At 68.0% G+C, this 13,993-nt stretch carries 14 protein-coding genes; 1 reads left to right on the top strand and 13 read right to left on the bottom strand.

Features of this window, described 5'->3' with window-relative positions; translation table 11 throughout:
* Window positions 1–17: 17 nt before the first annotated feature.
* The 9 genes from ureC to urtA form a co-directional block, all read right to left on the bottom strand.
* A complete protein-coding gene (gene ureC / locus ACTRWB_RS13600) occupies window positions 18–1,724 on the bottom strand; it encodes an urease subunit alpha (RefSeq protein ID WP_048251500.1) in 1,707 nt (568 codons plus the stop codon).
* A gap of 38 nt (window positions 1,725–1,762) precedes the next feature.
* Window positions 1,763–2,068 carry an urease subunit beta gene (locus ACTRWB_RS13595; protein ID WP_166957178.1) on the bottom strand — a complete coding sequence of 102 codons (306 nt, stop codon included), beginning with the start codon at window positions 2,066–2,068 and terminating at the stop codon, window positions 1,763–1,765.
* An 8-nt stretch (window positions 2,069–2,076) separates the two neighbouring features.
* Window positions 2,077–2,379: an urease subunit gamma gene (gene ureA, locus ACTRWB_RS13590; RefSeq protein ID WP_006406310.1), complete on the bottom strand. Its 303-nt coding sequence runs from the start codon at window positions 2,377–2,379 to the stop codon at window positions 2,077–2,079.
* A 236-nt stretch (window positions 2,380–2,615) separates the two neighbouring features.
* Window positions 2,616–3,494, bottom strand: coding sequence for an urease accessory protein UreD (locus ACTRWB_RS13585; protein ID WP_446902189.1), 879 nt, complete (start codon window positions 3,492–3,494; stop codon window positions 2,616–2,618).
* Between the two features lie 145 nt (window positions 3,495–3,639).
* Window positions 3,640–4,332: an urea ABC transporter ATP-binding subunit UrtE gene (gene urtE, locus ACTRWB_RS13580; protein WP_129513902.1), complete on the bottom strand. Its 693-nt coding sequence runs from the start codon at window positions 4,330–4,332 to the stop codon at window positions 3,640–3,642.
* A 4-nt stretch (window positions 4,333–4,336) separates the two neighbouring features.
* Window positions 4,337–5,194: an urea ABC transporter ATP-binding protein UrtD gene (urtD, locus tag ACTRWB_RS13575; RefSeq protein WP_446902188.1), complete on the bottom strand. Its 858-nt coding sequence runs from the start codon at window positions 5,192–5,194 to the stop codon at window positions 4,337–4,339.
* Complete coding sequence (gene urtC / locus ACTRWB_RS13570; RefSeq protein ID WP_412022331.1) at window positions 5,191–6,375, bottom strand: urea ABC transporter permease subunit UrtC; 1,185 nt, start codon at window positions 6,373–6,375, stop codon at window positions 5,191–5,193. The genes urtD and urtC overlap by 4 nt, the downstream gene beginning before the upstream one ends.
* A 1-nt stretch (window position 6,376) precedes the next feature.
* On the bottom strand, window positions 6,377–7,996 hold the full coding sequence (urtB, locus tag ACTRWB_RS13565; protein ID WP_446902187.1) for an urea ABC transporter permease subunit UrtB: 1,620 nt from the start codon (window positions 7,994–7,996) through the stop codon (window positions 6,377–6,379).
* Between the two features lie 142 nt (window positions 7,997–8,138).
* Window positions 8,139–9,446, bottom strand: coding sequence for an urea ABC transporter substrate-binding protein (gene urtA, locus ACTRWB_RS13560; RefSeq protein WP_129513906.1), 1,308 nt, complete (start codon window positions 9,444–9,446; stop codon window positions 8,139–8,141).
* A 307-nt stretch (window positions 9,447–9,753) separates the two neighbouring features.
* Between urtA and ACTRWB_RS13555 the strand changes: the two genes are divergently transcribed.
* Window positions 9,754–11,082 (top strand): aminotransferase class III-fold pyridoxal phosphate-dependent enzyme, encoded by a 1,329-nt coding sequence (locus ACTRWB_RS13555; RefSeq protein WP_446902186.1) that lies wholly within the window; start codon window positions 9,754–9,756, stop codon window positions 11,080–11,082.
* Between the two features lie 84 nt (window positions 11,083–11,166).
* Here ACTRWB_RS13555 and ACTRWB_RS13550 read toward each other — a convergent pair whose 3' ends face one another.
* The 4 genes from ACTRWB_RS13550 to hemN form a co-directional block, all read right to left on the bottom strand.
* Window positions 11,167–11,490 (bottom strand): rhodanese-like domain-containing protein, encoded by a 324-nt coding sequence (locus ACTRWB_RS13550; protein ID WP_412022328.1) that lies wholly within the window; start codon window positions 11,488–11,490, stop codon window positions 11,167–11,169.
* 14 nt (window positions 11,491–11,504) lie between these two features.
* Complete coding sequence (locus tag ACTRWB_RS13545; RefSeq protein WP_048251491.1) at window positions 11,505–12,161, bottom strand: protein-L-isoaspartate O-methyltransferase family protein; 657 nt, start codon at window positions 12,159–12,161, stop codon at window positions 11,505–11,507.
* Window positions 12,162–12,265: 104 nt separating this feature from the next.
* Window positions 12,266–12,523, bottom strand: coding sequence for a hypothetical protein (locus tag ACTRWB_RS13540; protein WP_048251490.1), 258 nt, complete (start codon window positions 12,521–12,523; stop codon window positions 12,266–12,268).
* Between the two features lie 72 nt (window positions 12,524–12,595).
* Window positions 12,596–13,987, bottom strand: a complete 1,392-nt coding sequence (hemN, locus tag ACTRWB_RS13535; RefSeq protein ID WP_446902185.1) for an oxygen-independent coproporphyrinogen III oxidase — start codon at window positions 13,985–13,987, stop codon at window positions 12,596–12,598.
* Window positions 13,988–13,993 lie beyond the last annotated feature (6 nt).

The following is a 13,993-nucleotide window of genomic DNA, read 5'->3' as shown; positions in this document are numbered from 1 at the left end:
GGAGCGAAAACCGGAAATCAGAACAGGAAATAGCGCTGCGCCATCGGCAGCACCGTCGCCGGTTCGCAGGTGAGCAACTGGCCGTCGGCGATCACGTCGTAGGTTTCGGGGTCGACGCTGATCGACGGGCGCCACGCGTTGTGGATCATGTCGGCCTTCGTCACGTTGCGGCAGTTGCGCACGGGCACGATCTGCTTCGCGAGGCCGTAGCGCTCCGCGATGCCCGCGTCGGCCGCCATCTGCGACACGAAGGTCAGCGACGTGCGCGCCAGCGCACCGCCGCGCGTCGCGAACATCTCGCGGTAGTGGACGGGCTGCGGCGTCGGGATCGACGCGTTCGGGTCGCCCATCTGCGCGACCGCGATCATCCCGCCCTTCAGGATCATCGACGGCTTGATCCCGAAGAACGCGGGCTCCCACAGCACGAGGTCGGCCCACTTGCCGGGCTCGATCGAGCCGACTTCGTGCGCAATGCCGTGCGTGAGCGCCGGGTTGATCGTGTATTTCGCGACGTAGCGCTTCGCGCGGAAGTTGTCGTTACGCGCGCCGTCCTCGGGCAGCGCGCCGCGCTGCACCTTCATCTTGTGCGCGGTCTGCCACGTGCGGATGATCACTTCGCCGACGCGGCCCATCGCCTGCGAATCGGACGACAGCATCGACAGCGCGCCGAGATCGTGCAGGATGTCCTCGGCCGCGATCGTCTCGCGGCGGATCCGCGATTCGGCGAACGCGAGATCCTCGGCGATCGACGGATCGAGGTGATGGCACACCATCAGCATGTCGAGGTGTTCGTCGAGCGTGTTGATCGTGTACGGACGCGTCGGGTTGGTCGACGACGGCAGCACGTTCGCCTCGCCGCACACCTTCAGGATGTCGGGCGCGTGGCCGCCGCCCGCGCCTTCGGTGTGGTACGTGTGGATCGTGCGGCCCTTGAACGCGGCGACCGTCGATTCGACGAAGCCGCCTTCGTTCAGCGTGTCGGTGTGGATCGCGACCTGCGTGTCGGTGTCGTCGGCGACCGACAGGCAGTTGTCGATCGCGGCGGGCGTCGTGCCCCAGTCCTCGTGCAGCTTCAGGCCGATCGCGCCGGCCGCGATCTGCTCGACGAGCGGTTGCGGCAGGCTCGCGTTGCCCTTGCCGAGGAAGCCGAGGTTGATCGGCCAGCCGTCGGCGGCCTGCAGCATCCGCTCCATGTGCCACGGCCCCGGCGTGCAGGTCGTCGCGTTGGTGCCGGTGGCCGGCCCCGTGCCGCCGCCGAGCATCGTCGTGACGCCGGACGCGAGCGCCTCGTCGATCTGCTGCGGGCTGATGAAGTGGATGTGCGTGTCGATGCCGCCCGCCGTCACGATCAGCCCTTCGCCGGCGATCACTTCGGTCGCGGCGCCGATCGCGATCGTCACGCCCGGCTGGATGTCCGGGTTGCCGGCCTTGCCGATCGCGGCGATGCGGCCGTGCTTGATCGCGATGTCGGCCTTCACGATGCCCCAGTGATCGAGGATCACCGCGTTCGTGATGATCGTGTCGGGCACGTCGGCGGCCACGCGCTGCGACTGGCCCATGCCGTCGCGGATCACTTTCCCGCCGCCGAATTTCACTTCCTCGCCGTAGGTCGTGAAGTCGCGTTCGATCTCGATCAGCAGTTCGGTATCGGCGAGCCGGACGCGGTCGCCCGTCGTCGGCCCGAACATTTCCGCGTACGCGCGGCGGCTCAAGCGTAGTGTCATGTCGTGCTGTTCCTGAAGAGACGGACGTGAGGCTTCGCTCAGAGCGGCCCCATCACCTTGCCCTGAAAACCGTAGACGGCGCGATCGCCCGCGAGCGCGACCAGTTCGACGGTGCGCGTCTGGCCCGGCTCGAAGCGCACGGCCGTGCCGGCCGCGATGTTGAGCCGGAAGCCGCGTGCGGTCGCGCGATCGAACGACAGTGCGTCGTTGACTTCGAAGAAGTGATAGTGCGAGCCGACCTGCACCGGGCGGTCGCCGGTGTTCGCGACGACGAGCGTCAGCGTTTCGCGGCCCACGTTCAGTTCGTGGTCGCCGTCGTCGGTGAGGATTTCGCCGGGGATCATGCGCTGCCTCACGGAATCGGATGATGGACGGTCACGAGCTTCGTGCCGTCGGGGAAGGTCGCCTCGACCTGGATGTCGGGAATCATCTCCGGCACGCCGTCCATCACGTCGTCGCGCGTGAGCAGCGTCGTGCCGTAGTGCATCACCTCGGCGACGGTCTTGCCGTCGCGCGCGGCTTCCATCAGCGCGGCGGTGATGAAGGCGACCGCCTCCGGATAGTTGAGCTTCAGGCCGCGCGCGCGACGGCGTTCGGCCAGCAGCGCCGCCGTGAAGATCAGCAGCTTGTCCTTTTCTCGGGGAGTCAGTTTCATGAAGGAAAACGTTCAGGAAAACGTAATTTTTATCGGTGCGCTCACACCCGAGCGCACGCGCGGTTCATCGTAGCACCGCGCTGTTTTGCGTGCGGCGTGTATCAGTTATGTAAGCAGCAAGGCGCGTGCCATGCCCGTGGCGGGCGGTGCGATGCGCGTTCGTGGTGCGCGGTGCATGAACGGCGTGCACCGCCGGATGCGGCGCTGCGCCGAAACGGTGCGTCGGACGAATGGGATCAGGTTTGCCAGAGGCGCAGCGGCCGTGCTTCGACGCCGTGCACGATCGGCCGCAACTGCAGCCAGCAGTCGATGAAATGGCGCTGCAGCGCTTCCATCGACGTCGACAGCGCGCGCACGAGCACGACGCCGGGCGTGACGCAGGTCGCGCCCGCGCGCAGCGTGTCGTCGAACGGCATCCGCGCGGCGAGCGATTCGGCGAGCGCGGCGTCGCACGCGGCGCCGGCGGCCCACAGCGTGCCGTACACGGGAAAGCCGGCCAGGCCCTGCAACGCGCCGCGCAGCGGGTCGTGTGCGTCGAGCAGCGCGCGCTCGGTCCACAGCGGCCGGCCGTCGGCATCGACGAGCGCCGAGGTCGACGCGATGCGGCCCGCCGACCAGGTTTCGCCGGCCGCCTGCCGGCCGAGCTGCGTCGCATCCCAGCCGATCGCGCTCGCGCCCGCGCCGAGCGTCACCGTGAAGTCGAGCGATGCGTGCGCCGCGTCGAAGAACAGGTTGTTCTGCGGCAGCCAGTCGAGCTTCGCGTTCTCGCCGACCGTCATGCCGATGCGCTGTGTCGCATCGAGGCCGTTCGACTTGTACCACTTGGTCGCGCCGGGCGTCGTCAGCACCGCGTGCGTACCGTCGCCGAGCGCGATGTCGATGTCGAGCCGGTCACCGCCCGCGACGCCGCCCGGCGGGTGGACGATCACCGCGTGGCAGATCGCGTCGCCTTCCGGGTACAGCGGCCGCTGCACGCGCAGCGGTCCGTCGTGCAGCCGGTGCACGAGCGTCGTGCGCGCGCCGTGCCGCTCGAAGCCGAGTTCGAGACGGCCGCGCCACGACTTGGCGACGGCGGCGGGGCGGGACAGCGGGGCGTGGGAATCGGGGGCGGACATCGGCTGCGAACGGGAAACGTGGCGGACGGAGGAAAGCGGGCGCGAAGAACGTGGATGCTACCGGAACAATAATGCAGATGCCGCGTTCGGTGATAGGGCCGGTTTCGGTTGAACCGCGAACCGGCCGCCCGTGCCCGCTGCCGCGTCACACCGCGATCAACTCGCGCACGCCGTTCGTTTCCATGTCCCGCGCGTCACCGCCCGCGACGATTTCGCCGCGGCTCATCACCCAGTACTGGTCCGCGATCGAGCGCGCGAAATCGTAATACTGCTCGACCAGCAGCACCGTCATCCCCGATTCGTCGACCAGCTGGCGCAGCGTGCGGCCGATGTCCTGGATGATCGACGGCTGGATGCCCTCGGTCGGCTCGTCGAGGATCAGCAGCTGCGGTTCGCTCATCAGCGCACGGCCGATCGCGAGTTGCTGCTGCTGGCCGCCCGACAGGTCGCCGCCGCGCCGCGCGCGCATGTCCTTCAGCACCGGAAACAGGTCGTAGATGCGGTCGGGCACCTTCGACGGCGCTTTCCGGCTCGCCGCGCCGACGAGCAGGTTCTCCTCGACGGTCAGCCGCGGAAAGATGTCGCGGCCCTGCGGCACGTAAGCGAGCCCGGCCGCGACGCGCGCATACGGCGGCATCGCGCCGAGCGCGGTGCCGCGCCACGACACGGTGCCGCTTTTCGCGGCGACGACGCCCATCAGGCAGCGCAGCAGCGTGCTCTTGCCGACGCCGTTGCGGCCGAGCAGCACGGTGAGCTTGCCGTCGTCGGCGGCAAGGCTCACGTTGCGCAGGATATGGCTGCCGCCGTAGTACTGGTTCAGTGCATCGATCTTCAGCATCGCATCATCGTCCGAGGTAGGACCCGATCACCGCGTCGTCGCGCTTGACCTGGTCGAGCGTGCCTTGCGCGAGCACCGCGCCTTCGGCCATCACCGTCACGCGGCCCGTGTCGCCCGCGAGCGCCGCGACGAAATCCATGTCGTGCTCGACGACCATCATCGAGCAGGTGCCGCGCAGCGTGTTCAGCAGCTCGGCGAGTTCCATCGTCTCGTGGTCGGTCATCCCGGCCGCCGGCTCGTCGAGCAGCAGCAGCGCGGGGCGCTGCATCAGCAGCATGCCGATCTCGAGCCGCTGCTTCTGCCCGTGCGACAGCTCGCCGGCCGCGCGAAACGCATGACTTTCGAGGCCGATCAGCGCGAGCGTCTCCTCGATCTTCGCCTGCGCCGCGCGGTCGAGCCGCGCGCGCAGCGACGCGAGCCAGCCCTTGTCGGTCTGCATCGCGAGCTCGAGGTTTTCCCACACCGGATGCTGCTCGAACACGGTCGGTTTCTGGAACTTGCGGCCGATGCCCGCGCGCGCGATCTCGGGCTCGCTCATCCGCGAGAGGTCGAGCGTCTGGCCGAGAAACACGTTGCCCGAATCGGGGCGCGTCTTGCCGGTGATGACATCCATCATCGTCGTCTTGCCCGCGCCGTTCGGGCCGATCACGCAGCGCAGCTCGCCCGCGTCGATCGCGAGCGACAGCTTGTTGAGCGCGCGAAAGCCGTCGAAGCTCACCTCGATATCCTCGAGGTAGAGGATCGTGCCGTGCGACGTGTCGATGCCCGGCGGCACGACGCGGCCCATCGACGCGGTGCCGCTGACGGCCAGTAGCTCGTCCTCGGGCGGCGGCGTGAACTGGTAGAGGGCGGTTCCGTTCATGAGCGTTTCCCCTTCGCGAGCACGGTTTCGACGAGGCCCATGATCCCGCGCGGCAGCAGCAGCGGCACGAGCACGAAGATCAGGCCGAGGAAGAACAGCCAGTACTCGGCGAAGTACGCGGTAAACAGGCTCTTCGCGCCGTTCACCGCGAACGCGCCGACGATCGGCCCGATCAGCGTGCCGCGCCCGCCCACCGCGACCCAGATCGCCATCTCGATCGAATTGCCGGGCGACATCTCGCCGGGGTTGATGATGCCGACCTGCGGCACGTACAACGCGCCGGCGATACCGCACAGCACGGCCGACACGGTCCACACGAACAGCTTGTACGCGAGCGGGCTGTAGCCGAGGAACATCAGCCGCGTCTCGCCGTCGCGCACCGCGGTGACGACGCGCCCGAGCTTGCTCGTGACGATCGCGCGCGCGGCGACGAACGCGAGCACGAGCGTCGCGAACGTCAGCAGCAACAGCACCGTGCGTGTGCCGGGCGACGTGACCGGAAAACCGGCGATGCGCTTGAAGTCGGTGAAGCCGTTGTTGCCGCCGAAGCCCGTCTCGTTGCGATAGAACAGCAGCATCGCGGCGAACGTCAGCGCCTGCGTGATGATCGACAGGTACACGCCCTTCACGCGCGAGCGGAACGTGAAGAAACCGAACACCCACGCGAGCACGGCCGGTACGAGCACGACGAGCGCGAGCGCCCACGCGAGATGCTGCGTGCCGCTCCAGTACCACGGCAACTGGTGCCAGTCGAGAAACACCATGAAGTCGGGCAGGTCGCTGCCGTATTTGCCGTCGCGGCCGATCTCGCGCATCAGGTACATGCCGATCGCGTAGCCGCCGAGCGCGAAGAACAGCCCGTGGCCGAGGCTCAGGATTCCGCAGTAACCCCAGACGAGATCGAGCGCGAGCGCGGCGATCGCGTAGCACATCAGCTTGCCGGCGAGCGTCATCGCGTAAGCCGACAGATGGAACGCGCTCGATTCGGGCGCGACGAGCGCGGCGAGCGGCACGCCGATGCCGATCGCGATGCACAGCGCGACGAGCGCGAGCCACGCGCGGCGCGACAGCAGCGCGGGGCGCGGCGGCAGGCCGAGCGCGAAACCGTCCGCGGTGCGAGCGGAGGAGGGCGGTGTAGCGGCGGCCGGGCGATCCGGCAGCGTATCGGTAAGGGTAGTCATGTCATGCCTCCGCGCTGCGGCCCTTCGGGGCGAACATGCCCTGCGGACGTTTCTGGATGAACAGCACGATCATCACGAGCACCGCGATCTTCGCGAGCACGGCGCCCCAGAACGGCTCGATCGCCTTGCTCGCGAGGCCGAGCCCGAAACCGCCCAGCACGGTGCCGGCGATCTGCCCGACGCCACCGAGCACGACCGCCATGAACGAATCGATGATGTAGTTCTGGCCGAGGTCGGGGCCCACGTTGCCGATCTGCGACAGCGCGCAGCCGCCGAGGCCGGCGATGCCCGCGCCGAACGCGAACGCATACGCGTCGACGCGCGCGGTCTTCACGCCGACGCACGCGGCCATCCGGCGGTTCTGCGTGACCGCGCGCACGAACAGGCCGAGCCGCGTCTTCGTCAGGACGGCCCACGCGACGAACACCACCGCGAGCGCGAACGCGAGGATCGCGAGCCGGTTGTACGGCAGGATCAGGTTCTGCATCACGGTCACGCCGCCGCTCATCCACGACGGGTTCACGACCTGCACGTTCTGCGCGCCGAACAGCATGCGCGTCGCCTGGATCAGGATCAGGCTCACGCCGAACGTCGCGAGCAGCGTCTCGAGCGGACGGCCGTACAGGTGGCGCAGCACGAGCCGTTCGAGCACGATGCCGACGAGCGCGGCCGCCGCGAACGAAGCGGGCACGGCGACGAGCGGATACCAGTCGAACGCGGCCGGCGCATAGCGCTGGATCAGCGTCTGCACGACATAGGTTGCGTACGCACCGATCATCAGGAATTCGCCGTGCGCCATGTTGATCACGCCGATCAGCCCGTACGTGATCGCGAGGCCGAGTGCGGCGAGCAGCAGTACGCTGCCGAGCGACAGGCCGGCGAACAGCGTGCCGACGATCTCGCCGCGGCGCTGCAGCCCGTGCAGTGCGTCGAGCCCCTGTTGCGCGGCGTCGCGCACGCGCGCGTCGGGCTCCGCGTAGCTGCCGTCGGCGTTCTTCGCGACGAGCGGGTGCAACTGTTCGATCATGTCGAGATCATGGCGCGCGGCCACCACCTGCACGGCTTCGAGGCGTTTCGCCGGGTCGCCGTCGTGCAGCGCGGCGATCGCCCACAGTGCATCGAGGCGGCGCTTCAGCGCGGGATCGGTTTCCTTCGCGCGGGCGCGGTCGATCATCGGCTTGAGCGCCGGGTCCGGCGACTTCAGCAGCGCATCGATCGCGTCGCGTCGCGCGGCGACGTCGGGCGACGCGAGCGCGAGCCCCGACAGTGCGCCCGCGATCTTCGTGCGCAGCAGGTTGTTCAGCATCACGGGCTGCGCGTCGCCTGCCGGCGTCGCGGCCTGCGTGAGCGCGTCGTGCGCGGTGTCGCCGGTCTGGATCAGCAGGCGGCCGTCGCCGGACGCGAGCACGTCGCCGGTCGACAGCGCGTTGAGCAGCGCGACCGCGCGCGGATCGGTATCGGCGGCGAGCCGTTCGATCGCGGTCGTCTTCGCGTCGAAGTCGTCGCCGGCGAGCGCGGCGGTATCGGCGGCCGTCAGCGCGAACGCGGCGCGCGGCAACCCGCCCGCGAGAGCGGCGCACGCGACGATCGCGACGGCGGCTCGGCGAAAGCGTATAGGCATCGGGAAATCCTGTCGGGCGTGGAGAAGCGAATTCATGCGGCGTTGCGGAGGCGATTGCGGTTCATCACGGCAATCGCGGCCCGTGCATCCGCACCTGCGAACGAGCGGGGCATCGCGCCGGTGCGCGACGCCCCGCATCGCGTCAGGCGAGCGCCGCGCGCTGCCGGCGCAGGAATGCCGGGATCGACGTGACGATGTCCGGCTTGCCCTGGTTGCCTGCGATGAACGGGCTCCACGGCTGCGCGCGCACCGCGGTCTTGGTCTTCCACACGACGTTGAATTGCCCGTCGCCGCGGATTTCGCCGATCATCACGGGCTTGTGCAGGTGGTGGTTGCCGTCCATCGCGAGCGTGAAGCCCGACGGCGCGGCGACGCTCTGGCCGATCATCGCGACGCGCACCTTGTCGACGTCGGTGCTCTTCGCCTTCTCGACGGCCTGCTTCCACATATGGATGCCGACGTAGGTCGCTTCCATCGGATCGTTGGTCACGCGCTTCGCGCCGCCCGGCAGGTTGTTCGCCTTTACCCACGCGGCGAACTGGTCCTTGAATTTCGTGTTGGTCGGGTTCTTCACCGACATGAAGTAGTTCCACGCGGCAAGGTGGCCGACGAGCGGCTTCGTGTCGATCCCGCGCAGCTCTTCCTCGCCGACCGAGAACGCGACGACCGGCACGTCGGTCGCCTTGATCCCCTGGTTGCCGAGTTCCTTGTAGAACGGCACGTTCGAGTCGCCGTTGATCGTCGAGATCACGGTTGTCTTGCCGCCCTGCGAGAAGGTCTTGATGTTCGCGACGATGGTCTGGTAATCGCTGTGGCCGAACGGTGTGTAGACCTCCTGAATGTCCGCGTCCTTCACGCCCTTCGATTTCAGGAACGCACGCAGGATCTTGTTGGTCGTGCGCGGATACACGTAGTCGGTGCCGAGCAGGAAGAAGCGCTTCGCGCCGCCGCCTTCGGCGCTCATCAGGTACTCGACGGCCGGAATTGCCTGCTGGTTCGGCGCGGCGCCCGTGTAGAACACGTTGCGCGACATTTCCTCGCCTTCGTACTGCACCGGGTAGTAGAGCAGCCCGTTCAGTTCCTCGAACACCGGCAGCACGGACTTGCGCGACACCGACGTCCAGCAGCCGAACACGCACGCGACCTTGTCCTGCGTGAGCAACTGGCGCGCCTTCTCGGCGAACAGCGGCCAGTTCGACGCGGGATCGACCACCACGGGCTCGAGCTTGCGGCCCATCACGCCGCCGCTCTTGTTGATGTCGGCGATCGTCATCAGCGCCGTGTCCTTCAGCGACGTTTCGGAGATCGCCATCGTGCCCGACAGCGAGTGCAGGATGCCGACCTTGATCGGGCCGGTGCCTGCATCGGCTGCGTGCACGAACGGACTCTTGCCCGCCAGCGCGAGCGCACCGGCCATCGAACCGAACTTCAACAGACTGCGACGTTTCATCGGGATCCCCTTGTCATGTTGGATAGGCGTGCGCCGTAACGGCGCCGGCCATGGGGTAACGCAAGGCATGTGCCAGTCGCGCGGATGCACGTCCTGCGTGCCTGCGCGGGGCGATGGGGTGGTGCGCGTGATGCGTCGTGCAGCATGCGCGGTCCGTTGCGGTGCAGGTTCGCGGGCGCAAATGGTGCACGATTGTGGTTCCCCGTTCCGGTGCTTACACTCGGTGTTCGGTCTGCCATGCCCCCTGTCTTCGCATCACGCCGGTGCAGCGCCATGCCGCGCCGCCCGAACCCACCGAGGAGCCACCATGAGTCAACCGCAAGCGAACACGCCCGACCTGTCGGCGTTCTGGATGCCGTTTACCGCCAACCGCCAGTTCAAGGACGCGCCGCGGCTGCTGGTGTCCGCGAAAGGGATGTACTACACGTCGCACGACGGCCGGCGCATACTCGACGGCACCGCGGGGCTCTGGTGCGTGAACGCCGGGCACTGCCGCGACGAGATCGTCGCGGCGATCAACGCGCAGGCCGAGGAGATGGATTTCGCGCCGACCTTCCAGATGGGCCACCCGAAGGCGTTCGAAGCGGCGACGCGCATCGCGCGCCATACGCCGGCCGGCCTCGACCACATCTTCTTCACGAACTCGGGTTCGGAGGCGGTCGACACCGCGCTGAAGATCGCGCTCGCGTATCACCGCGCGCGCGGCGAAGCGCAGCGCACGCGCTTCATCGGCCGCGAGCGCGGTTATCACGGTGTCGGCTTCGGCGGCATCTCGGTCGGCGGGATCGCGCCGAACCGCAAGGCGTATTCGGGCGCGCTGCTGCCGTCGGTCGACCACCTGCCGCATACGCTGAACATCAAGGAAGCCGCATTCTCGAAGGGGCAGCCGGCGTGGGGCGCGCACCTCGCCGACGAACTCGAGCGGATCGTCGCGCTGCACGATGCATCGACGATCGCCGCGGTGATCGTCGAACCGGTCGCGGGGTCGACGGGCGTGCTGATCCCGCCGAAGGGCTATCTCGAACGGTTGCGCGCGCTGTGCGACAAGCACGGCATCCTGCTGATCTTCGACGAGGTCATCACGGGCTGGGGGCGGCTCGGCGCGCCGTTCGCCGCGCAGTACTTCAACGTGACGCCCGACCTGCTGACGATGGCGAAAGGCACGAACAACGCGGCCGTGCCGATGGGCGCGGTCGCGGCGAGCGACGCCATTCACGACACGATCGTGAGCGGCGCGCCGGCCGGCATCGAGCTGTTCCACGGTTATACGTATTCGGGGCACCCGCTCGCGGCCGCCGCCGCGTGCGCGACGCTCGACCTGTACGAGCGTGAGCGGCTGTTCGAGCGCGCCGCGCAGATGGCGCCCGCGTTCGAGCGCGAGATCCACAAGCTGAAGGACGCGCGGCACGTGATCGACGTGCGCAATCTCGGCCTCGTCGGCGGCGTCGAGCTGGCGCCGCGCGATGGCAAGCCGGGCGCACGCGCGTACGACGTGTTCGTCAAGTGCTACCAGAAGGGCGCGATGATCCGCTATACGGGCGACATCCTCGCGTTCTCGCCGCCGCTCATCATCGACGACGCGCAGATCACCGAGCTGTTCGCGATCGTCGCCGACGCGCTGAAGGAAACGGAGTAGGGCGGGAAAGAGAAACGGGCGCGCAATGCGCGCCCGTTCGGCGGATCAGGATGGCGGGCGACGCGCGATGCGCCGCCGGAAAGATCAGTAACGCGGCACGGCCGGGTCGACGTCGCGCGACCACGCGTCGATACCGCCCTGCAGGTTGTACAGCTTCGTGAAGCCGCGCGATTCGAGGAACATCGCGACCTGCGCGCTGCGCATGCCGTGATGGCACACGCAGACGATTTCCGCTTCGTCGTCGAGTTCTTCGCTGCGCGCGGGGATCTGCTGCATCGGGATCGATACGCTGCCGGCGATCTGCGCGGTCGCGATTTCCCACGGCTCGCGCACGTCGAGCACGACCGGCGCGGGGCGCGCCTTGTCGCCGAGCCATTCCGCGAGCATCGCGGGTGTCAGGATCTGCATGGAGGCTCCGCCGCTCAGAACTTGAAGCGCGACGGCTCGATCGCGTTGACGAGGTGGTCGATGTAGGTTTCGAACACGTCGGCGACGCGGTACTGCTTGTCGTCGATGCGCGTGATGATCTGCGCCTTCATCACCGGACGGCCGCCGACGAACGCCGACAGGCGGCCACCGACCTTCAGCTGTTCGAGCATTTCCTGCGGCACGACGGGCAGGCCGCCCGCGACGCAGATCACGTCGTACGGCGCCTTGCCGGCCCAGCCGCGCGAACCGTCGCCGAGCACGACTTCCGCGTTGGTCACGCCGTCGTTGCGGAGGTTGTCTTCCGCGAACTTCGCGATCGCCGGATCGATTTCGACCGCCGTCACGTGCTGCGCGCGATGGGCGAACAGTGCAGCCAGGTAGCCCGAGCCCGCGCCGATCAGCAGCACGTTCTCGTGCTTCTTGACCGTCAGCTCCTGCAGCACGCGCGCTTCGACGCGCGGGAACAGCATCTTGCTGCGGCCGCCGGGCAGCGGCAGTTCGAGGTCGGCGAACGCGATATCGCGGTATTCGGCCGGCACGTAGTTTTCACGCTTGACGATCGACAGCAGGCCCAGGACGTCGAGATCCAGCACGTCCCACGGCCGGATCTGTTGTTCGATCATGTTGAAACGCGCGTTTTCGATATTCATGGTGTGGTCACGCAGCCTGGTCGGCCATCAGCGGGGATAGAGAAACTTCGTGATTGTACCAAACGGGGCGGCCGCCAAGCCTTCAGGCGGCCTGCAACAGACCTTTACCCCTTGCTCTTCTTGATCTGCGCCTCGAATGCGAGGTCGAGCTTGCTCGCCTTGCGCGGCTTTTTGGGGCCGAATTCGTCGACGAACTTGACGAACTCGTCGAGCGGTAGCGGCTCGCAGCGCTTTTCGCTGGTGCCGCCGGAGCGGTCGACGAGATAGAACAGGCCGCCCGCCATCGCGACGGCCGCGAATTGCGGGTTGCCGGAGCGGGTTTTCAGGCGTTCGACCGCGTAGGTCGCTTTGGTGGTGCGCATCGTGCGGGTTCTGGCGGAGCGTGAACTCCACACTGTATCAAACCGGCCGCCCGCGTGCGGCCGGCCAGGGCGTCAGACCGTGCGCGAGTACCGTTGCCGCGGCGTCTGGCCGAGATACGCGTCGAACGCCATCGCGATGTTGCGCACGACCATCCGGCCGGCCGGATGGATCGTCAGGCGGTCGCCCGCGATCGTCAGCAGCCCGTCGCGCTCGAACGGGCGCAGCGCGTCGAGCTCGCGCGCGAAATGATCGGCGAAGCGGATGCCGTGCGCAGCCTCGACATGCGAGAACGGCAGTTCGAGGTTGCACATCAGTTGCGTGATCACGTCGCGGCGCAGCCGGTCGTCGGGCGTGAGCCGCACGCCGCGCGCGATCGGCAGCCGGCCCGCGTCGAGGGCTGCGCCATACGCGGGCAGATCCTTCGCGTTTTGCGCATAGACGTCGCCGACCTTGCCGATCGACGACGCGCCGAACCCGACGAGATCGGTATCCGCGCGCGTGCTGTAGCCCTGGAAATTGCGCTGCAGCGTGCCGTTGCGTTGCGCACGCACGAGCTCGTCGGACGGCCGCGCGAAGTGGTCCATCCCGATGTACACGTAGCCGGCCGACGTCAGCATGTCGATCGCGAGGCCGAGCAGTGCGATGCGCGTGGCGGGCGGCGGCAGCGTCGCGTCGTCGATCTGCCGCTGCATCTTGAACAGGTGCGGCATGTGCGCGTAGCCGAACACCGACAGCCGGTCGGGCGCGAGTTCGATGATCGTCTCGAGCGTGCGCGCGAACACGGCGACCGTCTGGTGCGGCAGGCCGTAGATCAGGTCGACGCTGACCGAATGGAAGCCCGTCGCGCGCGCGGCGCCGAGCAGGTCGGCCGTCATCGCGACCGGCTGGATGCGGTTGATCGCCTGCTGCACGACCGGATCGAAATCCTGCACGCCGAGGCTCAGCCGGTTGAAGCCGATCGTGCGCAGGTGCACGAGCGTCGCCGGCGTGACCGTGCGCGGGTCGATCTCGATCGAGAACTCGGCGTCGGCGTCCGGCGCGAGCGCGAAGTGCTCGCGGGTGGCCGCCATCAGCTCGGCCGTTTCGTCGTCGGACAGGAAGGTCGGCGTGCCGCCGCCCCAGTGCAGTTGCGTGACGGGGCGCGCGGGATCGAACAGCGCGGCCTGCAGCGCCATCTCGCGCTTGAGCTGGTCGAGATACGGGCGCGCGCGGCGGTGGTTGTTGGTCGCGATCCTGTTGCAGCCGCAGTAGAAGCACGCGGTGTTGCAGAACGGGATGTGGACGTACAGCGACAGCTCGCTCGACGATGCGCCGGGGTCGCTGGCCGCGCGCACGTAGTCAGCCGGGTCGAAATCTTCGCGAAACTGCAGCGCGGTGGGGTACGACGTATAGCGCGGCCCGTTCGCGCCGTATTTCGCGAGCAAATCGGGACGGAACATTGTGTCGGCAGAACCAGAACTCATGACGGT

The organism is Burkholderia sp. YIM B11467, from assembly GCF_052952715.1.
Note: the sequence above shows the minus strand (reverse complement) of the source record. Positions and strands in the feature narration are given on the sequence as shown.